24 protein-coding genes and 1 riboswitch are annotated in these 22,834 nt (G+C 42.0%); of the genes, 11 read left to right on the top strand and 13 right to left on the bottom strand.

Features of this window, described 5'->3' with window-relative positions; translation table 11 throughout:
- Positions 1-11: 11 nt before the first annotated feature.
- The 5 genes from KDW03_RS03785 to KDW03_RS03805 form a co-directional block, all read right to left on the bottom strand.
- Positions 12-755, bottom strand: a complete 744-nt coding sequence (locus KDW03_RS03785; protein ID WP_271436068.1) for a DUF975 family protein — start codon at positions 753-755, stop codon at positions 12-14.
- A gap of 259 nt (positions 756-1,014) precedes the next feature.
- Positions 1,015-2,214, bottom strand: coding sequence for an MFS transporter (locus tag KDW03_RS03790; protein WP_271436069.1), 1,200 nt, complete (start codon positions 2,212-2,214; stop codon positions 1,015-1,017).
- Between the two features lies 1 nt (position 2,215).
- Positions 2,216-3,322, bottom strand: coding sequence for a 2-iminoacetate synthase ThiH (gene thiH, locus KDW03_RS03795; RefSeq protein WP_271436070.1), 1,107 nt, complete (start codon positions 3,320-3,322; stop codon positions 2,216-2,218).
- A complete protein-coding gene (locus KDW03_RS03800; protein WP_271436071.1) occupies positions 3,319-4,098 on the bottom strand; it encodes a thiazole synthase in 780 nt (259 codons plus the stop codon). The genes thiH and KDW03_RS03800 overlap by 4 nt, the downstream gene beginning before the upstream one ends.
- Positions 4,099-4,115: 17 nt before the next feature.
- Positions 4,116-4,218, bottom strand: a riboswitch (TPP riboswitch).
- A gap of 117 nt (positions 4,219-4,335) precedes the next feature.
- A complete protein-coding gene (locus KDW03_RS03805; protein ID WP_271436072.1) occupies positions 4,336-5,664 on the bottom strand; it encodes an NCS2 family permease in 1,329 nt (442 codons plus the stop codon).
- A gap of 411 nt (positions 5,665-6,075) precedes the next feature.
- Here KDW03_RS03805 and KDW03_RS03810 point away from each other — a divergent pair, with 411 nt between their 5' ends.
- From KDW03_RS03810 to KDW03_RS03850, 9 genes are all read left to right on the top strand, one after another.
- Positions 6,076-6,846, top strand: a complete 771-nt coding sequence (locus tag KDW03_RS03810) for a ParA family protein (RefSeq protein WP_271436073.1) — start codon at positions 6,076-6,078, stop codon at positions 6,844-6,846.
- A gap of 1 nt (position 6,847) precedes the next feature.
- Positions 6,848-7,717 carry a ParB/RepB/Spo0J family partition protein gene (locus KDW03_RS03815; RefSeq protein WP_271436074.1) on the top strand — a complete coding sequence of 290 codons (870 nt, stop codon included), beginning with the start codon at positions 6,848-6,850 and terminating at the stop codon, positions 7,715-7,717.
- 65 nt (positions 7,718-7,782) lie between these two features.
- Positions 7,783-9,003: an LL-diaminopimelate aminotransferase gene (locus tag KDW03_RS03820; RefSeq protein WP_271436075.1), complete on the top strand. Its 1,221-nt coding sequence runs from the start codon at positions 7,783-7,785 to the stop codon at positions 9,001-9,003.
- Between the two features lie 25 nt (positions 9,004-9,028).
- A complete protein-coding gene (locus KDW03_RS03825) occupies positions 9,029-9,253 on the top strand; it encodes an FmdB family zinc ribbon protein (protein WP_271436076.1) in 225 nt (74 codons plus the stop codon).
- Between the two features lies 1 nt (position 9,254).
- On the top strand, positions 9,255-10,082 hold the full coding sequence (locus KDW03_RS03830; RefSeq protein WP_271436077.1) for a fumarate hydratase: 828 nt from the start codon (positions 9,255-9,257) through the stop codon (positions 10,080-10,082).
- Between the two features lie 9 nt (positions 10,083-10,091).
- Complete coding sequence (gene argB / locus KDW03_RS03835; RefSeq protein ID WP_271436078.1) at positions 10,092-10,949, top strand: acetylglutamate kinase; 858 nt, start codon at positions 10,092-10,094, stop codon at positions 10,947-10,949.
- Positions 10,950-11,108: 159 nt separating this feature from the next.
- Positions 11,109-11,651 carry a hypothetical protein gene (locus KDW03_RS03840; RefSeq protein ID WP_271436079.1) on the top strand — a complete coding sequence of 181 codons (543 nt, stop codon included), beginning with the start codon at positions 11,109-11,111 and terminating at the stop codon, positions 11,649-11,651.
- 14 nt (positions 11,652-11,665) lie between these two features.
- Complete coding sequence (locus KDW03_RS03845) at positions 11,666-11,998, top strand: STAS domain-containing protein (protein WP_271436080.1); 333 nt, start codon at positions 11,666-11,668, stop codon at positions 11,996-11,998.
- Between the two features lie 18 nt (positions 11,999-12,016).
- Positions 12,017-12,418, top strand: a complete 402-nt coding sequence (locus KDW03_RS03850) for an ATP-binding protein (RefSeq protein WP_271436081.1) — start codon at positions 12,017-12,019, stop codon at positions 12,416-12,418.
- Here KDW03_RS03850 and KDW03_RS03855 read toward each other — a convergent pair.
- Positions 12,415-13,680 carry a hypothetical protein gene (locus KDW03_RS03855; protein WP_271436082.1) on the bottom strand — a complete coding sequence of 422 codons (1,266 nt, stop codon included), beginning with the start codon at positions 13,678-13,680 and terminating at the stop codon, positions 12,415-12,417. The genes KDW03_RS03850 and KDW03_RS03855 overlap by 4 nt on opposite strands.
- A gap of 146 nt (positions 13,681-13,826) precedes the next feature.
- Between KDW03_RS03855 and KDW03_RS03860 the strand changes: the two genes are divergently transcribed.
- Entirely contained in the window at positions 13,827-15,125 is a 1,299-nt protein-coding gene (locus KDW03_RS03860; protein WP_271436083.1) for a GGDEF domain-containing protein, read from the top strand.
- Between the two features lie 3 nt (positions 15,126-15,128).
- On the opposite strand, the gene KDW03_RS03865 is transcribed toward KDW03_RS03860, so the two are convergent.
- The 7 genes from KDW03_RS03865 to KDW03_RS03895 all read right to left on the bottom strand — a co-directional run bounded on the left by KDW03_RS03865 (position 15,129) and on the right by KDW03_RS03895 (position 21,215).
- On the bottom strand, positions 15,129-16,388 hold the full coding sequence (locus KDW03_RS03865; protein ID WP_271436084.1) for a deoxyribodipyrimidine photo-lyase: 1,260 nt from the start codon (positions 16,386-16,388) through the stop codon (positions 15,129-15,131).
- Positions 16,389-16,450: 62 nt separating this feature from the next.
- Positions 16,451-17,095 (bottom strand): GerMN domain-containing protein, encoded by a 645-nt coding sequence (locus tag KDW03_RS03870; RefSeq protein WP_271436085.1) that lies wholly within the window; start codon positions 17,093-17,095, stop codon positions 16,451-16,453.
- 1 nt (position 17,096) lies between these two features.
- A complete protein-coding gene (locus tag KDW03_RS03875) occupies positions 17,097-17,564 on the bottom strand; it encodes a PTS sugar transporter subunit IIA (protein WP_271436086.1) in 468 nt (155 codons plus the stop codon).
- A 170-nt stretch (positions 17,565-17,734) separates the two neighbouring features.
- Positions 17,735-18,559, bottom strand: a complete 825-nt coding sequence (locus KDW03_RS03880) for a hypothetical protein (RefSeq protein ID WP_271436087.1) — start codon at positions 18,557-18,559, stop codon at positions 17,735-17,737.
- A complete protein-coding gene (locus KDW03_RS03885; RefSeq protein WP_271436088.1) occupies positions 18,559-19,647 on the bottom strand; it encodes a SufB/SufD family protein in 1,089 nt (362 codons plus the stop codon). Before KDW03_RS03885 ends, KDW03_RS03880 begins: the two co-directional genes overlap by 1 nt.
- 3 nt (positions 19,648-19,650) lie before the next feature.
- Positions 19,651-20,406 carry an ABC transporter ATP-binding protein gene (locus KDW03_RS03890; RefSeq protein WP_271436089.1) on the bottom strand — a complete coding sequence of 252 codons (756 nt, stop codon included), beginning with the start codon at positions 20,404-20,406 and terminating at the stop codon, positions 19,651-19,653.
- Positions 20,407-20,459: 53 nt separating this feature from the next.
- Positions 20,460-21,215 carry a tRNA threonylcarbamoyladenosine dehydratase gene (locus KDW03_RS03895; protein WP_271436090.1) on the bottom strand — a complete coding sequence of 252 codons (756 nt, stop codon included), beginning with the start codon at positions 21,213-21,215 and terminating at the stop codon, positions 20,460-20,462.
- 270 nt (positions 21,216-21,485) lie between these two features.
- Between KDW03_RS03895 and KDW03_RS03900 the strand changes: the two genes are divergently transcribed.
- On the top strand, positions 21,486-22,676 hold the full coding sequence (locus tag KDW03_RS03900) for a radical SAM/SPASM domain-containing protein (protein WP_271436091.1): 1,191 nt from the start codon (positions 21,486-21,488) through the stop codon (positions 22,674-22,676).
- Positions 22,677-22,834 lie beyond the last annotated feature (158 nt).

Consider the following 22,834-nt stretch of genomic DNA (forward strand, 5'->3'; position numbering starts at 1 on the left):
ATTTCCCCCTTTCATCCATACCAATATCGAATTCTTTTCTTTCTCTTTCGTTTATTGAGAGCACGATAGAGAAACGCCCCCGCTACCTTCAACAAAGGATGCGTAATAAAAAATGCCGCACCAACCAATAACATTCCTCCTCCCATTAAAAAACGAAAAACATCAGAAGAAGAGTTCATACAAAAGTAAATCAACGTACCCAACAAAAGGATCTCTCCCAGCGTTATAAAACTGGCCATCACACGAAACCAGAAGAGCTTTCCCTTTACTCCCTTGGTTATCTCCTCACTTCGTTTGAGAGCCTTATACGGACCTACTTTCTCATCCACGATCATATGAGCAAAAAACGTAAAAGCAAGCAACTTGACCACAAAATAGCCACTTCCATAAATAAATGTCCCTATCACTATCATAAAACCAAATAAAATTAATGATCCCCCTGTAAACACTTCCAGACCTGTTATTACTTCCTCTGGAAAATCATTTAGAAAAAACTTCCTTATTGTCTCTCCCTCGTATTGAATAGCGTCAAAAATAGCACCTCCTCCCGGGGCAACGAGAAAAAAGGCCAAAAGTAACCCAGCAATATATGGCCATATCGCCATGACAAACCCAAAAACTGATGCGGTAACATACGCAGGAAAAAAAGAAAAAGCAGAAAAAGTGTCTTTGAGAGAAGGTTTTTCCCGATCACATAACTGCAGAGATATCTTTTTCCAGCAAAGAGCACTTAAAGCAGCAACCACTATTCCCATTCCTAGCCCACATCCCTTTGCCCGAATTCAAAAAAGAAATCTCTTTTCTAAAAACAAGCAGAAATACGAAAAAAACGACCATCACCACTCCCACCAACGTCCAGAAAAAGAGAAAACCAAAATTTTTTCTTATAGCCATCCACCCAAAACTCAAAGCTTCACCAAGAGAAAAAGATTTCATAGAGGCCTCCTAAAAATGTTGTTACTCTATTGTATTACAAAAAAGCTTTTTTCTCAATACCCTCTAATTTCAAATTTTTTACGCCTCTTTTCCCCTTACGTTCCATCTCCAGACCACTGTTGAGAGTAGAATTACCATTGCCGAAAGAAAACACAACATTCCCATACCCCAAAAAATAGCCGAGGTCCGAAGTCTATCCCCAAACATTCCCAACACCGAAGAAATCACAAAACCTCCCAGCGTATAACTCCCGATGAGAACGCTATTGGTCACAAATTTTTCTTCTTCAGCACTTTCTTTTACCACCTGCGCACTCAAAACAGGATAAAGAATCGTATGAGCTATGCCATACAGAAAACCAACGAAAAAAACCTCCCACTTATTTCTTACCATAGCCATCTCTATCATTGCCATTGCCGCAAGAAAAAAACCTCCCAAAAGCAACCAGTTCTTCTCCACCCTATCAAGAAACGAAGAAAAAAGCACACGAATCAAAATAGCCACAACCGCATACGAGGTAAAGTAAGTAGCCAAAAACGAGGTGCCTAACCGTTGGAGTGTTTGTTGAGGAACAAAGGTGGAAAGTGTACCAAAAGCACCCCCCAGCACCCCTGCCAGAAGAAGATACAACCAGAGATTCCTCTTTTGAAGCACATCCCCTACATCCTGAGCATGAAATTCTTCCTTTTTCCATGGCTTTTCTTCCACAAAAAAAAGTATCCCGAGAGCAAGCACAACAAGAGCTGCACCAAAGAGAAAAATACCTTTCGGAGAAACCTCAAGAATATGCTTTCCTACAAAAGCAGCAAAGGGATGAGAAAGAATTCCCGAAATACCAAAGAGGGCAATTCCCCCCACCCGTTTTTCAACAGGCAACGTATCAAAAGCAAACGCCGCATTCACGGTAAAACCCACCGCATAAGAAAACGAAGAAAAAATTCGAAGTATGACCAACAGAGGGATATTCCAGGCAAAAAGAAACATCAACACGTACGAAACCAGCTGAATCCCATACGACAAAAACATCATTCTCTTCTTACCCATACCTTCTGTAAAACCAAGGAAAAACATAACAAAAAACACAACCACAGCACCATGGATATTCATAAAAAAACCTACAAACGCATGACTTATACCCAGGCTGGAAAAATACACTGGAAGCGTATTTAAAGCTGCATGACTGGAAAATGAAAGAAAATTAAGAATAAACAAAAACCAAAAAGCCGCCTCACCAACAAAAGGATTCCAGGAAATTTTTAAAAAAGGCTTTTTCTCCAATCTATGCCATCCTCACCCAATCCTTAAACACCGGATCAAATCCCTTTGAAGAGATAACTGATTTTATCTCCTCAACACTTCGTTTATCCGCCACCTCAAATTGAGGTACCTGCTCTTGATGTTCTGCATACCCCCCCACCTCTGTGTGAGATTCTGCCGAAACCTTTGTCACACCAAGCGGAATAAGGATATCCCTCATCTCTGGTCTTTCCCTTGTTGAGAGAGTTATCCCTACTGTTGGGAAAAAGATTCGAAACGCCAGAAGAAACTGAACAAACTGTTTATCCGGAAGATTATACTTCTGAACAAAATCTCCCTCTGCCGGATTCATTCTTGGAAGAGACACGCCCCATTCCACTTCTGGATAGTATTTTTTGAGTGTCATGAGATGCATTGCCGTCCAAAAGGCATCATGGAGAGGATTGGCAAGTCCATACAAGGCACCAATAGTCACCCACCGAAGACCAGCTTGAGCCCCTCTCTCCGGCGTTCCCAAACGCCAGAAAAAATCCCTCTTTGGACCCGAGGGATGAACCTCCGCATAAACCTTCCTATCATACGTCTCCTGATAAATAGTAAGACCATCCAGGCCTACCAGACGGAGTTTCTGATACTCCTCCACCGTCATCGGATAAACCTCAACCGCCAGAGAATCAAACATCGGAGAAAGAATGCTCATCGCCTCTTCCAGATAAGAAACAGGTGTCACTGCCGGAGCATCCCCAGTGAGAAGAAGAATATGACGAAATCCTTTCTCGGCAAGTATTTCCCCATTTCGTTGGATTTCTTCGAGGGAGAGTTTTTTTCTTGGAAAACGATTCATTACCCGGAAACCGCAATACACACAGGCATTTTGACAATAATCTGCCAGATACAAAGGTGCAAAAAGCAAAATCGCCCTTCCAAAGTGCTTCGCTGTAAGCTGCTGAGAACAAATAGCCATTTTCTCAAGAAAGCGTGAAGCTACAGGAGATAATAAACAAAGAAAATCCTGATACCCAAGAACTTCTTTCTCGAGTACTCTCTCAACATCCTTTTCTGTCACACGTGAAACAAAACCATCAATATCAAAGTCCAGCCAAGGAAGAAATGCCTCTGTAGCTTTCATAACTTTTCCTCTGAGAGAAGCCCGGAAAGGGGAGAACTCGCCTGAGCATAAAGAGTTTCCTGCTGTTTTTGAGTAAGATACGATATTCTCCCTGCTTCAACCGCAAGAGAGAAAGCCCGCGCCGCTGCCACTGGATCCACACTCGTTGCAATAGCTGTGTTGACCAATACCGCATCAGCACCCATCTCCATAGCTTCTGCCGCGTGGGATGGTTTCCCAATACCAGCATCCACTACAATAGGGAGATCAATCTTTTCAATAAGCATTGCAATGAGATCCCTGGTTCTCAAACCCCTGTGGGATCCGATAGGAGATCCCAGAGGCATCACAGCTGCTGCCCCAGCATCCACCAATTTTTGCGCTACAATAAGATCAGGCATTACATAAGGAAGAACGACGAATCCTTCCTTTGCAAGGATAGCTGTGGCCTTTATCGTTTCCTCATTATCAGGCATCAGATAATCCATCTCATGGATAATCTCTATCTTCACAAAATTTCCACACCCTGCCTCGCGAGCAAGACGCGAAATCCGAACTGCCTCTTCTGCATTTCGTGCCCCTGAAGTATTTGGTAACACCACTACCCCTTCTGGAATATACGAGAGAATATTCTCTTCCGGACGGGAAAGATTGACACGTCTCAAAGCCACTGTAATCATCTGCGTGCCACTTGCTTTTACAATCTCCGGTAAAAGACGAGAAGAAGGAAGTTTTCCGGTTCCAACAAACAAACGACAGGAAAACTCTCTGTTTCCAATAACAAGAGGAGAATCCATAGAATACCTCCCATAATATTCGCGGGAGGGCGCTTTCCTCCGCCGGTATAACCCGGATCAGGTTCGAGGGTTAGGAGATATCTCCCTCTCAGCCTCGTATAGGCACCCCTAGCGTATCTATAGTATAGAATAAACTTTTTCTTTCGTCAAGAAAAAATCATATTTTTATTGTTATGAAAATTTAACAAAAATAAAAAAATTCCCCCGGTTTTTCCGGGGGAATCTTCTTTAAAATTTTTACTTTACCAGAAGAATTAACACCGCAAGGACATCAATCACGTAGAGCATAGGATGAATATCCTTTATCTTTCCGGTAAAAAGCTTGATAAGAGTATAGATCAAAAATCCCCATACAATACCCTGGGTAATCGAGTAGGTGAGGGGAATAAGAATAAGCGCCATAAACGCAGGAATAGTCTCCTCAAAATCATTCCAGTTAATCTGAAGAAGCGGTTTCATCATAAATGCCCCCACAATAACCAGAACAGGTGCCGTCGCAACAGCAGGAATAAAACTCAGAAGAGGACTTAGAAACATAAATGGGAGAAACAAAAGCCCTGTCACAATAGCAGTCAAACCCGTCCTTCCACCCTCCTCAATACCCGCGGCAGACTCTATATAGGTAGTACCAGAAGAAGTCCCAAAAAGACCTGACATCATCGTTGAAATAGCATCCACCAAAAGAGCTTTCTTTGCTTTTAAAGGTTGTCCATCCTTATCCACAAGTCCGGATACCTGAGCAATACCCATAAAAGTAGAAATAGAATCAAACATATCTGTAAACAAAAGAGAGAACACAGGACCAATCATCGAAAGTTTAAAAGCCCCAAGAATATCCAGTTTAAAAAATACATCAAGTTTAGGGAGAGCTACAATCGATTTTGGCAACTCAACAAGAGGAGCTTTAAGCCAACCATATTTTAACCCGAGAATAGAAACAATCAATGTTGCAATAGAAGTCACCATAATACCTAAAATCAAAGCACCCTTCACACGACGAATCACCAAAATAGAAGTAAGAATAAGCCCAAAAATAAAAAGAAGTGTTTGAGCATTAATCCCTCCAAAACCCACGAGAGTAGCCTCATTAGATACAATAAAACCCACAGACTTAAACCCAATCAAGGTTAAAAACACCCCAATACCCGCAGCCACACCATAACGAATCGATTTTGGAACAGCATGAAGAATCCAGAGTCTCACAGGAAGAATAGAAAGAATAATAAAAATTATACCCGAAAGAAACACTGCTCCAAGGGCAGTCTGCCAGGAAAGCCCCATCCCCATAACCAGACTAAAGGTAAAAAAGGCATTGATACCCATGCCTGGTGCAAGAGCATAGGGAAGATTAGCGTAGAGTCCCATTAAAACACTGGAAATAGAAGCCACCAAAACCGTCGCAAGAAGAACACCACTAAAATCCATTCCTGTTAAAGAAAGAATCCCGGGATTCACCACAATAATATAAGCCATCGTAAGAAAAGTTGAAATACCCGCTAAAACCTCCACTTTTAAAGAGGTTTTTCTCTCTGAAAACTCAAAAAATTTTCCTAGAGTCTTCTCCATATATCCTCCTTATCTAAGATACAATATTTTAATGAAGAAAAAATTTTTTGTAAACCTTTTTCATCTTCTCTTGTGCAAAATCCTTACGTTTCCCTTTCTTATCCCTTTCTTTATTCTCTTAAAAAAAATTATAACAATCTTTTTTGGTAATTTTTTTGTTCTTTTCTCCATTAAAACACACAACAAAACACCCTTTTTTACACATAAAAAAAATATCCTATCTTCTTTCAATAAAAAAACTTCGAAATTAAAAATACACAAAAAATTTCTCTTATACTACTATGATTACCCCTTTTTTTTGGTTTCTCTCATAAAAAAATACTACAGAGAAATATGTGCGTAAAAAAGAATTTGAGAAAAACTCACCTTTATTGTATAATATATACCTTATTAAAGAAATGAGGAGGAAACATGTCAAAAATTATCGTTGTAGCAAATCAGAAGGGTGGAGTAGGGAAAACCACCACCACCGTCAATCTTGCTGCCTATCTTTCTAATGTGGGAAAAAAAACTCTTCTTATCGATATTGATCCTCAAGGAAATGCTTGCAGTGGCTTAGGAGTTGATATTCGAGAACGCTCAGGAAACGGAATCTATGAAGTTCTGATAGGACAAAAAAAGATTCAAGAAGTTATTCTTGCCACAAAGTATAAAAATCTATTTCTTATTCCAGTAACTCTTGATCTTGCTGGAGCTCAGATCGAACTTCTTAATGTTCCGCGAAAGGAGTTTGTTCTTAAAGATGCACTAGATGAGATTCGTGAACAGTATGATTTTATTCTTATTGATACTCCACCTTCTCTTGGTCTTTTTACCCTGAATGGTTTAGTAGCCGCTGATTCAGTTCTTATTCCCATGCAAAGTGAGTTTTATGCAATGGAAGGACTTGCTCAGCTTCTTAAAGCTATTAAACTTGTCAAAAGTGGGCTTAACAAAAACCTGGCTATAGAAGGTGTTTTGGTAACAATGTACGATTCTCGCACCAATCTCTCAAAACAGGTTCTTGATGAGGTAAAAGGATATTTTCAAGAAAAGGTCTATGAAACAGTTATTCCTCGAAATGTCCGCCTTTCAGAAGCCCCGAGCCATGGTATCGCTATCTTTGAATATGATGAGAAGAGTCAGGGAGCTGAAGCGTATGCTGCGTTTGGGCGAGAGTTTTTAAACAGAGTGGGAGGTTGATATGGCACAAAAACATGGTCTTGGAAAAGGGATGCTGGCTCTTGTTGATGAAAATATGATTGAGGAAGAGGTTTACAAGGGAAATATTCAAATGATAGATGTTGGGAAGATTCTTCCCAATAAACATCAACCGAGAAAATTTTTTGCAGAAGATGAGTTAAAAGAACTTGCTGATTCTATTAGAGAAAAGGGAGTTATTCAACCCATTCTGGTTACCGATCTTGGAAATGGAAAATACGAGCTTGTTGCTGGTGAAAGACGCTGGCGAGCAGCAAAAATGGCGGGACTTTTAGAAATTCCCGCTATAGTAAGGGATTTTAGCGAAGAAGATAAACTCGAGATTGCTCTTATTGAAAATATTCAAAGGTCAGATCTTAATCCTATTGAAGAAGCTTTAGCATTTAAAGAGATTATGGAGCGTTTACATCTTTCTCAAGAAGAACTTGCTCAAAGGATTGGAAAAAATAGGAGTTCTGTTGCAAATACCCTTCGTCTTCTTAAACTTCCTGAGATAATTCAACAGAAAATTATTCAAAAAGAACTTACCGAGGGTCATGCAAGGGTAATTCTTATGTTAAGTGAAAGGGATGTTATGATTCAGTTCGCAGATTATATTATAGAGAAGGGGCTTTCTGTTCGTGAAGCTGAGGTTATGGTAAAGGATTTTGAGAAAAAAAATGTTTCACGTGAAACATTAAAAGAAAAAAATGAAACCGTTCATCCTCTCACAAGTCTTGAAGAGAAGTTTATTCAGTCGTTAGGTTTAAAGGTAAGTGTTACAGGTTCAATAAAGAAAGGGAAGATAGAGATTCATTATTTTTCTCAAGAGGAATTGGAATATATTTATCAGAGGCTTGTAGGAAAAGAATAAGTGTTTCACGTAAAACTTATGAGAAATTTTAAAGCAAAGATAAAAGCAAAGATAGAGGAGTGTCTATGGTTCGTGTAAACGAAAATTATACTCTTTTACAGGGAAGTTATCTCTTCTCAGAGGTTGCGAAAAGGGTTCGGATGTATCAGGAGAAAAACCCTGAAAAAAAGATTATCCGTCTTGGAATAGGGGATGTAACCCAACCCCTTGTACCCTCGGTTGTAAAAGCTTTCCAAGAGGGTGTGGAAGAGATGTCAAAGAAGGAATCTTTTCATGGGTATGGTCCTGAGCAGGGGTATGAGTTTCTTCGTGAAGCAATCGCTGAAGTGGATTTTAGAAAGAGAGGAATAGATATTTCACCTGATGAAATTTTTATCTCCACAGGAGCAAAAGAGGATACCGCAAACTTTCAAGAGCTCTTTGATCAAAAAGTTTCTGTGGCTATTCCAGATCCTGTGTATCCTGTGTATGTCGATAGTAATGTAATGGCAGGAAGAAGTGGTAGACTTAAAAATGGGCGGTATGAACGTTTCTTTTATCTGGATGCAACGCTTGAGAATAATTTTAAACCAGAAATACCTAAAAAAAGGTTTGATCTTATCTATCTTTGTTTTCCAAATAATCCTACGGGTCAGGTGCTTACAAGGGATGAGTTAAAAGCCTGGGTAGAGTATGCGCATAAATACGGAAGCATTCTTTTTTTTGATGCGGCTTATGAGGCTTTTGTTAGTGATCCTTCTCTTCCTAAGAGTATTTTTGAGATAGAAGGGGCACGGGAAGTAGCTGTGGAATTTCGTAGTCTTTCAAAAACTGCAGGGTTCACTGGAACACGCTGTGCTTATACAATTGTTCCAAGGGATGTAAAGGTTTATACAAAAAAGGGTCACGCCGTCTCTCTCCATGCACTCTGGTTTCGAAGACAATCTACCAAATTTAATGGAGTTTCTTATCCCGTACAAAAAGCAGCAGCCGCTGTTTTTACACCGGAGGGCCAGAAAGAGATTCAAGAGGTTTTGGCTTATTATAAAGAAAATGCCCGGATCATTCTTGAAGCTATTCGGGAGATTGGTTTTCCATGTACCGGTGGAACGCATTCTCCTTATATCTGGTTTAAAACACCAATGGACTCCTGGAAATTTTTTGATTATCTTTTAGAGAGAGTCCAGATTGTTGGAACTCCCGGTATTGGTTTTGGAAAGAATGGGGATGGATTTTTCCGTCTTTCTGCCTTTGGTGATCGATCAAATGTGAAGGAAGCTATTGAAAGGTTGAAAACAATTTCCTAGTAATCTTGAGATAGAGGAGGGAAAGATGCCACATTATGATTATGTTTGTCTCAATTGTTCTCACGAGTTTGAGGTCTTCCAGATGATGAATGACCTTCCCCTTGAAAGTTGTCCTTCCTGTGGAGGAAAAGTGAAAAGAAAAATTGGAGGTGGAATGGGTATCATTTTTAAGGGAAACGGGTTCTATGTCACTGACTATAAGAAGACCTCTTTTTCTGGTGAGAATAAATGTGAGAGCTGTTCCAACTAGTATGAAGAAGATTAAAAAGAAAGATTTTGTTCGCCGTATGGAGGAGGCGCTCCATACGGCACATTTTTCCCTTCGTCCGGACGTTTTAAAATATTTTCAGGAATGGAAGAAACGGCTTCCTTCCTCGGCCGAGGAGATTTTTGGTCTTTATGAAGAGAATGCCCGCTTTGCAAAAACTGAAGAGAGGGTCCTTTGCCAGGATACGGGATATATTCAGGTTTATCTCTATATCGGAAGGGTTTGTTTTGATTTCCCCCTTCAGAAAACCATAGAGGATGTTGTGCGTGATTTTTATCGGAAAAACCATCTTCGTATGTCTTTGGCGCATCCTTTAACCAGGGAGAATACAGGCGATAACACACCGGTTTTTATAAATACAGAGTGGACGGAAAAAGAAGGATTTGAGTGTGTTATTCTTGTGAAGGGCGGTGGTTCTGAGAATGTGACGAGAAATCGTTTTTTTCTTCCCACAGAAAATGTTCAGGCAATAGAGGATTGGGTTGTTGAGGAAATGAAAACCATAGGGTCAAAGGGTTGTCCTCCTTATCTGTTAGGGCTTTGTATTGGAGGAACTATGGAAAAGGCCATAGCGTACTCAAAGCAGCTTCTTTTAAAGCCGCTGGGAGCTTCAGGTGACCCTATGGCTCAAGAAATAGCCCATCGACTAAAGGAAAGAATCAATGCGCTGGGTATTGGTTTACAGGGTCTGGGGCTTGGGGAAACGGTGATGGATGTTTTTGTAAAATTGGTTCCCTGTCATATAGCGACACTTCCTGTGGCTTTTTCCCTGGGGTGTCATGCTGTTCGTCAGGCACATTTTTCTCTCTAGGAGTGGGATATGGAAAGATATATTGAAAAGGCTCGTGTTATCATGGAGGCTCTGCCTTACATTCGTGAGTTTTCTAAAAAGACGGTGGTGATTAAATACGGCGGAAATGCCATGGAGTCTCCCCAGCTCAAAGAGCTTGTGATGCAGGATATTGCTTTGCTTAAACTGGTGGGCATCAATGTGGTGATTGTTCATGGTGGAGGCCCGGCTATCTCTGAAATGATGCAGCGGCTTGGTAAGGAGCCGAAATTTGTGGATGGCTATCGTTATACCGATGAAGAAACAATGGAAATTACAGAGATGGTTTTGAGTGGTCTTATCAATAAAGAATTGGTAGCAGCGGTTAATGCTCATGGAATTAAAGCGGTGGGATTGTCTGGTAAAGATAATCGATTGATTTTAGCAAAGAAAAAAGGACCAAAAGATATTGGAATGGTAGGGGAAATTATTTCTATCCAGCCAGAGGTCGTTCAGACGCTCATTGCCTCTGATTACGTACCGGTTATTTCTCCTGTGGGGGTTGGTGAAGATGGAAAAACCTACAACATCAATGCGGATATTGCAGCAGGAGAGATAGCGATTGCCCTCAAGGCGTATAAACTGATATATATGACTGATATTCGAGGTATCTACGAGGACATCAATGACGAAAACTCTTTTCTCTCTACGGTCAATGAAACCGCAATAAATCGCCTCAAAAAAGAGAAAAAAATCAGTGAAGGGATGATTCCCAAGATAGATTCTGCCCTCAAGGCAGTGAAACAAGGGGTGGAAAAGGTTCATATTATAGACGGACGTATTGAACATTCTCTTCTTCTTGAGCTTTTAACGGACGCGGGTATAGGAACGGAGATTGCAAGGGGTTAAAAGGAGAAAGCCTTCTCCTCTTAAAAAGAGTTGAGAAGGCTTTTGTTTTATAAATAAAACACTTTTTAAATTTATAAAACATTTTGCTTTTTGATGAATATTTTTTAAGAGTTGCATTTTTTTCTTTCCTGCACTATGATAAAACGAGGAGAATGGTGAATGTCAGTGATTATTTCACTTCTTATTTTCGGGTTTTCAGTGTACCTTTTTATGGTAACGCTCAATCGTATCAAAAAGCTCGAGGATGGGGTGATTGATGCCCAGCTTAAAAAAGAGATGGAAGGGCTTATTGTAGAGTTTAATGCGGCAGCCACAAGAAATATTGAAATGCTTGAACAAAAGATAGAAGAGATTCAGCGCCTAATTCAACGGGCAAACCAGAAGATCTTTCAGCTTGATGAACGTATTGAAAGAGCTCAACGGCCTGTAGTGGTAGAGAAAATTGTAGAAAAGCCCGTAGTTTCAGAAACTCTTTCGAAACCGGAAAAACAGCGAAAGGCGGTTTCCCGAGAACGCACGGAATTTTCCTCGTCAGACAAGGTTTTTTCTCAAAAGCAGGAACACGAGCTTCCTCTTTCAAGGGATGAGCAATTGAAGCAGTATCTTTTAGCCGGCAAAAGTCGAGAGGAGCTTCTTGAGATGGGTTTTGTGGAAAATGAAATTAACCTTATTTCTTTCCTTTTGAAAACAGAGAAAAAATAAAATAAGGAGGATATATGGCAGGTTTTCAGGTGACCAAAACAGGGAATGTGGTCGTTCTCAAGATAAGTGGGGAGATGGATGCCCATACAGCCCCTCAGATGGATAAGGCTCTCAAGGAGGCTATAGCTCAGGGGAATAAGATAGTTCTCGATGTGAGTCAGATGACCTATGTGGCTACGGCTGCTCTTGGGGTATTGATCGCCAACAACAATGTTGTGAAAACAAAGGGTGGAAAGATCGTGATAGCTGGGATGCTTGACAAGATCAGAAAGGTTTTTGATACCATGGGTTTTTCCAAGGTTTTTCCTATTGCTTCTTCGGTAGATGAAGCGAAAAATCTTTTTTAGTGTGTGATGAAAGACGAAGTGAAAATTAGGATAGAAGGAAACCTGAAAGAACTTGAAAAAGTGCGAAAAACCATTGAGAGTTTTTTAAAAAATTATTCCTCTGACGAGGAAGGGATTTTTGCCCTTCTTCTTATGGTGGATGAAGTGGTGACCAATATCATTAAGTACGGGTATCGCGAAATGGGTGGAGAGATATGGCTTCAGGTGTTGTACCAGGATGGGGAGGTAGAGGTTCTGATTGATGATCAGGCACCTCCCTTTAATCCTCTTCAGCATCCACAGGTAGATATGGAAAACCGTCTTCAGAAGGGCTTTACCCATGGTTTTGGGATTCAGGTGGTTCGTACCTTTTCTGATAGTTGTGAGTATCAACAGCTTGATCATGGGAATCGCTTGATTATACGAAAAAAACTTGCTTAGTCACCGATGGCAGAAAAAAGGATCTCTTTTCCTCGTTGGAAGAGGGCTGTGCTTGTTTCGTCTGGCATAAATTCTGGCTTACTTACCCATGTAAGAGTGAGTTCATCTGCATAGGTGGAAACGCCGAGAACGGTTTCGGTGGGGAGACCCTGAGCAATCGGGCCATACACGCGTTGAATTCTTCCCTGGAAAAAGTCTGGTTCAATAACTCCAACATTGGTAAGAGAGAGGTCATAGTCTTTGCGTGTATCAAAGCGAGGACGTTTGGAAAATCCGTGGAGAAGAGCCTTTTCTAAATCTTTTCCCGCTCGATAATGAGAATAGAGAAAATCAGTGTTTTTATACTGAAGATCAAGATCCTGTTTGAAACGACGACATTTTTCCCAGAAGCTTTCTTTTCGAAGGAAGTCTACTGAAGTGCGTAACGTTCCATTGAGAAGTCCATATCCTCTCGGAAGGTGGTACTTTTTTCTCAGATCTACAGGACTGAGAACCGTTCGATAAGGGCGATGGTGGGCAAAGCCTCTCTCGTAAAAAGCCTGGAGGAAACTCACGCTAAGAGCGGCGTGAACGGAACTACCTTCTTCTTTTGCTTTTTGTTTGAGTTTTTGTGTTGTTTGGGTGTCAAGGATAGCGGTTTGTATGGTGTAGTGGAGTTCTTTTGGCCAGGAGGGCTGAAAAAGGACTTCAAGGTTTTTTTTCAAAGTATCTGCCATGCTTCTTCGGGAGGAGGTGTACTGTTTTTCCCACTCGTGAGAGAAGTGGTTTTGTAAAAGGTTTTCAATGTCGATACAGGGAGGAACTGGGGGCTTTTGATTCTGGAGGATGGCAAAAAGTATTTTTAGCCAGAGTAAGGCGGAAATACCATCAGCGAGGGCATGGTCAAAGTGAACGTAGAGAAGCTGGTTTTCGGTTTCTCTTTCGTAGAGAAAGACACGAAGGAGGGGCTCGTACGGATCGTCAAAGGGTCGGGGGAGTTCCCGGGCGATGTTTTCCCAGGGATTGTTTGTTTTCTGGTAGAAAAGGGGAATAGGTTTGGTTTCTTCGGTGGTAAGAATTCCCCTTTTGTGGGGATAAAGAATCACACGGGCAAGGGAAAAGGGGAAGACTTCACCAACTTTTTGAAGGGCAATTTTGAGTTCTTCGGGGTTTATGGGGGAGAGGAGTTCAACGGCAAAACCAAAATTTATAGGGAGGGGAGTAAAGGTTCGTCTTGATGCGCGATAGATCCATTCTTCGATAGGAAAGAGTGTTCTTGTCATAGGGCACCTTAAAATTTTTTTATTAATATAACTAAAAAATGCAAAAAAAGCAAAAGCAAAACCAGCAGAGAAAGAAAATTTGCAAAAAATACGAGAATTATATACAATGTAATGGAAAATGAATGAAAGAAAATGTGGAGGGGAATATGTCGGCATTAAAAAAGTTGTGTTTTTTTCTCTTGTTTTCACTGGGAATCGTGACGGCTCTCATTGTTCTTTTCCCTTATGAACGGGTGTATATTCTGGGACTTTTTCTGGCATTTGTTGGTATGGGAACAGCGTATCTTTATGTAGTTGGGGCAACAAGTGCATTTGTAAATTTTGATTTTTTGTTTTTTTCCGCTCTGGGTTTGGCTGGTGTTCTTGTAGGAACGCTCTATGAGATTTTTTTCTTGACTGGAGCTCCCGCGTATGATTTTCTTTATCCTCTTCATTTGGTGCTTTTTTCGTGGATGAGTCTCTGGCTGTTCTTTTCGGCTTTTTTTGTTTCACGACGATTGAAGTATCGCTGGCCTGTGGTTCTGATTTGGGGAGTTGCCATGGCGGGGCTTTTTCTTGTTCTTCAACAGTATGGTGGGAGGGTGTTGCCGTTTCTTAAGGGTGAGGTTATGCCACGAATAGTACAATGGGTTATTGGTATTGAGGGCTTAAGTCTGGTCACCCTTGGGTTGGTATTTTTTTGGAGACACCGGATGGCTCTTACGCTCTATGCCTCTCTGGTTTTATGGATAGTGTTTCGTATGATTGCAGGTGTTTTTTGGTTGAAAGCCTCTGTTGATATGGCAAATCCTTTGTGGTTTCAGTATATTCTCACCATTGAATGGTTGGGGCTTCTTTTTGGATTGGATGGGGCGCTCTATAGTGGGATACATCAGCCTTTTCATAAACTTTCTCGACAGATTCAGATTTTAAATGAAGAAAAGATGCTTTCTTTGAGACTTGATAGGATAACCAGAACACTTAATGCGGATGCTTTTCAAGATATGGTTCGTTATGAAGTATTAAGACAGAAAAGGCAAAGATCGGATCTGGCGCTTCTTGCTATAGACGCGCTTATTACCATGAAAGATAATTCCCAATATAATTGTCCGGACAATGTGCTTGGGCTTTTGGCGGCTTCTTTTCGTGCAAATCTCAGGGCTCATGATGTTATTTCTCATTGGGGCGGCGGGAGGTTTACAATTCTTCTTCTGGACACGGATCTTGTAGGTGCCTGTACCGTGGCAAAGAAGATTCAGGAAGTTGTTTCGATGAGTGAGTATCTCTGCGGGAAAGATGAGGCAGAGGTGCAGCTTTTTATGGGGGCAGCCGTGTATATGGAAGGCATGGGGGTAGAGGATTTTCTTTCTCTTGCATTTCGAAACCTTTCTTTAGCCAGAGAAAAGAAGACCAACTCGGTGGTTACGGAAGGAATTTTTGAATCTCCAAAAGCAGAAGAATTATAAGGTTTATAGGTTCTCTGCCCAGGTAATAAACGCCTGGGTGGAGAACTTTCTCTCGCAGCCTGATGCTGTCATTGGTCTGATCTGGCCAATGATGGGGCGTTCACTAAAAGGACGATCGTGGAGTCCCCCTATGCTCCAGAGGATGCCAGTGTAGCCATTGGGGTCTCGTCCATCCAGAAAATAATGGTCATTAAGGTATATGGCTTTTTCTAGAGCTTCTTCGGGAGTTGTTGACCATTCGAGGATTTTTTTGGCCCAGTACATGCGGAGATATCCGTGAAGATACCCTGTCTTTTGCATGCTTTTTTGACAGGCATTCCAGAGTGGTTCATGGGTTTGGGCAGCTTCAAGCTCTTCGAGGGTGTAGAGAAAGGGTCGGGGATCCTCCCGATGTTTGTTGAGGCTTTTTTGAGCCCAGGCTGGTATACCGTCCCAGTTGTCATAATTTTTTTGGTAGAACACAAAGTTGTCAGACAGCTCTCTTCGGACGATGAGCTCTTCTAAGAAAGTGTTTTTGTTTTCCGGTGAGATAGTTTCCGCTTGAGAGATTTCATACGCTACTCTTTGGGGAGAAAGTTGGCCAAAGTGAAAGTAGGCGGAGAGCCGGGAGGTGGCGTTGGCAAGGGGGATGTTTTTTTCTTGGGCATAGCGATGGATACCATCAGAAAGGAAGGCAAGAAAGGTTTCCCATCCAGCTTTTTCTCCGGGAAGAGGAGAAAAAGGGGGAAGAGCAACGTGAGGTGGCCATTCGTTTGGGGGAAGCTGGATAGAACAAGAATAGGGATGGAAAGAGATTTGAGGGATATCTGTGAGAAATTCTGGAAGAAGACGAAGAATTTTTGGACGGAAAGTTCGGGCACTAAACTCTTGTTTATCACTTGCTATCCAGCAGGGCACAATGTTGTGGGTATCGATCTCAAGCAACGGACACAAAAGAGCCCGGGAGACGATTGTTTTCCACTCGCGTTTGATTCGCAAAGGATCAAAGTCATTCATTACCAGGGAGGGGTTTAAGGATTTGAGAAGGGGTATCAGGTTGTCTTCGATAGTCCCTCTTGAGAGGATGAAGGGGATGTTGTGGGCGAGAAGGGTTTGTTCTACCTCTTGAAGCCCCTGACAGAGGAAACTAAAATGCCAGCTTTGGGCGTGTAAAAAACTTTTTTGAAGATGGAAAACAACAACAAGGGGTTGACGCCGTTTTTCTGCCTCTTGTTGAGCATAGAGAAGTGCCCAATTGTCTTTTACTCTTTGGTCCCGACTCATCCAGTAAATGACACATTTACCAGTGTCACTCTTGGAGGAAAGATAGCGCCCGCGTTTCATCCTTAGTAAGGGATTTCAAAAGGTTCTTTGGGGGGAAGAACAGGTTGAGGAATAGGAAAACCTTCTCCTCCAAGGTAACGGAGAGGCTTTCCTTCGACATAAAAATAGACACCTTTGATAGTAGGGAACTGGCACACTGTAAGAACGATCTGATAAAGCTGGAGTTTGTATCCCTGGATACCATAGGCATTGTAGGTGAATTCTTCACTCAAATCAATGTAGGCATAGTTGTCTTTGATCCAGGCCTGACGTATTCTGGTATCGGGCGGAATGAGATTGAGATCATTATCATCCGTAGCATGGATGAGTGCTTCGAGGGCTGCTTGCATGGGTGTTGTTGTTTCGGTGATGGTTATAGAGTATGGTACGAGGCGCACGCCCTTTTCAAGTTGTCTGGCAAGATAGATTTTTATGGTTTTTGATTCTTTCTCTTTTTCAGGCAAATTTGACGAAGAGGGTTTTTCTTGAGAAAGGGGTGGCTTGGGTGTTTTTTGAGGGGAGGAGGGTTGAATTCCCTTAACATCGATAACGAGATTACCTGAAAAAACCAAAACAAGGGCAAGAAGCGCGCCGGTTAACAACCAGAGAAGGGGAAGGTATTTTGAGGATTTTCTTTTTCGACGGGAGCGTTTTTTTGTCTCTGCCATACTACTTGTGGCACTCTGCTTCCTTCTGAATGATGAGCTGGTAGAGCTCGTGGGGGGTCTTTACATTTTTGAGAGATTGAACGATGTCGGTTTTTTCGTAAATCTCTACAATAATTCTCAAGATCTCAAGTTGTTGTTGAGGGCTGTATTCATCGGAGGTTAATACTGCCAGAAAGAGGTTAGAGGGTTGTTTATCATACGCCTCAAAATCTCGTCCTTCGGGTTCGTAGACAAAAATGATATGAAGATCCTTGATGTTAGAGCTTCGACCATGGGGAATAGCCAGACCGTTTCCCAGACCGGTGGAACCTTTTCTTTCCCTTTCCACCATAGCCTTGTAGGCCTCTTTTCTATCGATCCCATGAATCTCCTCAAAGAGCTGGGCGAGTTCTTCAAATATCTCATTTTTTTTGGTTGCTTTAAGCCCTATACGTACAAAACGCTCTTCAAGTATGTCACGAAATAACATATAGCCTCCTTTTCTCAAAACGACCACTCTTATGAATGTTATTATATACCCATTTGAGAAAAAAAACAAGTTTTTAGAGGGATAAAAAATTTTTTTTGTTGGGTATTTTTACCTTTGAAGTCTGAAAAGGGGATGCTTTCTGGTTTTTCGAGTAATATGGAAAAATAGCCCTAAAAAGCTTCTTTTTTTGAAAAAAAGTGGATCTTTGCATAGCGCTTGAGTTCTGCAGGGTTGGATGATTTCATATGAAAAAAGAGTTCTCTTGCTTCTGGACCCGATCCGCGAGGAAGTTTGAGGGGTTGTTGTGTAAACCAGTTTAAAAAGATCTTTTTAGCTACAAGGGAAGCTGCACCAACAGCCGGGTATTTTTCAGCCCCTGTTTCGAAAAGAAACTTTCCTGGAGCTACGGAGGAAAGCGTATGTTGTGTGTGTTTATCCTGGGCATAGGCGTCTACGATCACCTCGTCCCAGCTGCTTTTAAATCTCTTGAGGAGATCCTTATAGCCGAGAGTGAGAATCGTATTTACATTTGGGTAGTTTTCGTACAGTTGATTGTAAGCCTCTGGTTCTAGAATAAATGTCTCCACCTGGCAGAGAGAAAGGATTTGATCGTACCATTGATGGAGTTGTTTTTCGGAGGCTTTTTTGCTTTCTGTTATCCCAAGCATCTGGAGTTGAGAGAAATTCTCTTTAGGAACTCCTACAGCCACCAGTACTAGAGGTCCAAAGACCTCTCCTTTTCCACATTCATCACAACCAAGCTGTGAGAGGCTTTCGCTCATCCAGGAGGAGAGAAACGGGAGAAAACCTTGTATTTTTTCTTCGCTTCCTTGAATAACGAGTCTTCCACTATTGTAGAACGAAAGAACAATGCCATTATGAGATGCTTGCCAGAAGCCGTATTGAAGAGGGCGAAAGGTATAGCCTTTTTCTTCCAGGGCATCTCGAAGGTTTTTTTCTTTTTCAAGGGGGAACTGAAGGGCATGGGTAGCCATTAGAGTCCGCCTTGTTCTAAAAGCTTCAAGACCTGATCAACCCTGGGTCTCAAATGGGATGGCAATCGGAAGGTATCCACATCCAAAAAGCCTTTTACAATCATTGCTTTGGCTTCTGATTCAGAGAGTCCCCGGCTCATGAGGTAGAGAAGCTCTTCTTGCGCTATTTTTCCTACGGCTGCCTCGTGAGTCAGGGAGACATTTGCTACCTTGGTTTCTAGCACAGGAATAGCCTGAATGAGTCCACCATCAGAAAGCAGGAGAGAGTCGCATTCTACATGCCCTTTGACGTCTTCGGCTTGAGCTACCAGGTCTCCGCGTGCAATAACGGTTCCGCCATGGGTAACACTCCGACTTATGACTTCTCCATGGGTTTGGGGTGCTTCAAAAACGATCCTTGCCCCTGTATCGTAGTACGCACCCTCGGGAGCGTAGATAAGGGAGTTAAATGATACGGAGGCTTTTTGGCCCCGGAGATAGGCTGTAGGCATACTCTGGAGGTGTTTGACGGCTTTGAGAGAAATATAGTTTGAGATAAACTGGGCATTTTCAGCCACCGAAATCGCTGTTCGGGGTCTTACCTCGACATTATCTGCCCACTCATGGATCATGGTATAGTTGAGTTTGGAGCCAGGAGAGAGAAATATCTCGGTGATGCCAATATGGCTTGCTGTTTTGACATAATGGGCGGTAGCACAACCGGTAAAGAGATAGATCTCTGCGTCTTCTTCCAAAACGACGATGTTATGAACGGTTTGAACAAATTTTTCCATGTTGATGAAAAGACAGGTCTGGATAGGTTTGGAGGATTTTACCCCTTTGGCGACATGGATGAAATATCCCGAGAGACTTTCTTCGTTTGCGGCAAGCTGTGTGTATTCATCCTTGTTTTTAGCAATCAGACTCCACATTTTTTCCTTTACCCAGGGAAATTCTTTCACAGCCATGAACATGGGGAGAATGGTTATGCCCTTTTCGACTGAAGCAAACTCCTCCACATGGTCATTCACCACCGCCAGCTTGACATCACTGTCGCCTGTATAACCAACCTTTTGTGTGTCCTGAAGAAGATCTTTTTCGAGAGCCATAGCCTACTCCTTATTTTTTGAAAGCTCACATGTTTCACAGAATTGGAATCCGTTGATTTCGATGAGTCTTAAGAGTTCATAAGGGTTGTTTTCACACTGTATTTGCCCGTCAACCAAGACATATCCCCAATCCGCTGCCAGATAATCAAGAATATAGCCGGTGTGGGTTATGATGAAGGCTGATTTGGTGCGTTTTTCCCTGGCTCCACGGTGAAGAATATTACGTATAGCCTCACCAATAGTTTTCATATTTTCTATGTCTACGCCGGATTCTGGTTCATCGAGAAGGATGAGATCCGGGTTTTGTGCTGAGAGTTGAAGGATCTCTGAGCGTTTTCGTTCTCCTCCAGAAAAACCATGGTTGACATCACGATGGAGATAGCTTTCCATGGAGAGTTCTCGGCTGGCATCTTCGAGAACAAATTCAGGGTAGAAACGTGAAGCTATTTCACTTACAAGGTTTTCTAGTTTGAGTCCTTTAATTGCGGGAGGAGATTGAAAGGCTATTCCCATTCCGAGAGCTGATCTTTCCGAAGGAGAACTGTGGGTAATATCCTTTCCCTTAAAGAGAATCTGGCCTTCTTCTATCCTGTACTGGGGGAAACCCATCAAGGTAAGCATGAGGGAGGATTTTCCTGAACCATTGGGGCCAAATAAGACATGCGTTTGTCCCTCGGGAATGGAGAGAGAAATATCTTTGAGAAGAAGTTTGTTTTCTACAGAAACACTCAGGTGACGAATTTCCAGGATTGGCTGCATAAAAACTCCTTTTTTGTTTTCATAATATAAACTACAAATGAGAAAACGTCAAACTATGTTTTTTTTAAAGCCCACATGATAACCTCCTGGGCACAAAGAAGTCCCGCCGCCATTACCGTTGTTGCAAGGCTTCCCCGGGGGATTCGCTGTCTTCCCCTTTCATAGAAGTTTTCTTCCTGGATATATGAGGCTATACCCTGTCCCTCTTTCACCATCTCGGTAGAGTATACCACGGGGATATGTCGGGGATCTATCCCTATTCTTCTGAGTCTCTGACGGACCTTGCGAGAGAGGGGACAACCTTTAACATCGGAGAGTTTTCCTATTCGAAAACTCGAAGCATCAAATCTGGCAGCGGCTCCCATCGAGGAAATAAAGGGGATATTCTTGTGCATGAGGGTGGAGATGAGCTGAACTTTTGGGTTAAGGCTGTCAATGGCATCGATAACAAAATCTACAGGGTAAGATTGGAGAATTGAGATTATCTGACTATCCGCAAATCCTTGAATGGGTATGACGGTGGCTTCGGGATTGATACTAAGAATCCGTTCTTTGGCAATAGTTGTTTTTGGTTTTCCAAGACTTTCTCTTGTCGCGAGGATCTGTCTATTGAGATTGGTGGGGTGGAAAACATCACAGTCTACTACCACAAAGTATCCCACCCCGCTCCTTGCAAGAGCTTCAAGGGCCATTCCTCCTACGCCTCCCACACCGCATGCCATCACCCGAAGGGATGCCAGACGATGAAGACCCTCAGCACCAATGAGAGACTCTGTACGGAACAACCAGTTTTCTTTCAATGTTTCCATGCGTATAGTATATCATATTTGGTGTTTTTCTCTCAAGTTTTTGGTCTTGCCCTGTATTGAGATTTGGAACAGAGAATTTTTTAGAGAACGTTTCTTGAGGAAATTTTTTCTTTTTTATTTCAGGATGGTATGCGTGGATATTCTATATGGTTTGAGTTTTTTGTGGTTACGGCAGGATGTTTTTGTGTTTCTATGAGAGGTTTTTTATCTTGCTTTTTTTTTAAATTGTGTTATAATGAAACGAATTTATTTGAAAGCCAGGAGGTAAAAATGAAGACAAATTACGCGGTCGTGACCCAGCTTATGATGAGAAACCCTCGTGCAGCAGCAGATATGGCGCTGGCTTTTTTTCTTCAGCAGGTAGGTTTTCGTACTACGTATAGAAGACGGGATGGCTATGCCACAGAGATGCCACTTATTACCTTTCGCATTACCCCTCTTTGTAATCTTCGGTGTATTATGTGTGGTCAGCGTGGACTCACAGGAACCTTTAAAGACGATGTGGCGCTCAAGGAAAAAGATAATATTGTTCCCCTTGAGGTTTATAAAAAGCTCACGGACCAGGTGGCAAAAAAGACAAAAGTCTTTTATATCTGGGGTGGGGAACCTATGCTGTATCCGAATTTTATGGAGCTTGCCGCCTACATGGCACGAACTATTCCTCTCTTTACAGTGAATACGAACGGCACACTTCTTGCTCCGCATGCGAAGGAGATAGTGAGAGATAAGTGGTCGGGTTTTTTTATCTCTCTGGACGGGTTTGAAGAGACAAACGATGCTATTCGTGGTAAGGGGTCATACAAGCGCGTGATTGAAAGTATACAGGCTATCAATGAAGAGAAAAAACGCCAGAAAGCAACCCTTCCCCATGTGGGTATTGTGACAACGATCAGTAACATGAATTATAAATACCTTGACAAGCTGGTTGAAGCAACGAAAGATATGGGACTTGCCTGGCATATTGTGAATCTTGGAACGTATACCAATACGGCCATCGGACAGGAACATGAACGATATATGGAGGAAAAACTTGGTATTACTCCTTATTACTGGCGGGGTTTTGCCAATGGTTGCAATGAGGGAATTGACGGAGAAGAGTTTTCACAGATTTTGGCGAGGGCGCATTCTATCAAGACAGATCATCCTCTGATTACGGTTCCCGTGATTAGACCAAAAAAGATAGGCGAATACTATGCAAATCTTGATCACCTTGTTCGGGATAAATGTACGGCCCCCTGGTTTTCTGTTAACATTAATTACAATGGCGATGTTCATTTTTGTGCGGACTATCCGGACTATATCCTTGGGAATATTATGCAGGAGGATATCCTGGATATTTACAATAATGAACGGGCGAGAACCTTCCGTAAGGCTTTACGAGAGAGTCCGCATGGGATTTTTCCTGGATGTCGGCGTTGTTATCAGCTCATGCTCTGTGGTCATAGACGGTGGGGATATTAGGGCGTGGATGATGTGAGGAATGGATTGTTTATTGTGAGGCTTTTTCTTGATAAATAAGGGATGTGATTTTTTTGGGAAGCGGTGTTTTCTATTGATATTTTAGATTTTCTTGCATGAATCATGCGAGAAAAACGCAAAATCTTTCTTGGGGAAAAGCT

The sequence above is a fragment of the Thermospira aquatica genome, from assembly GCF_023525255.1.
GTDB lineage: Bacteria > Spirochaetota > Brevinematia > Brevinematales > Thermospiraceae > Thermospira > Thermospira aquatica.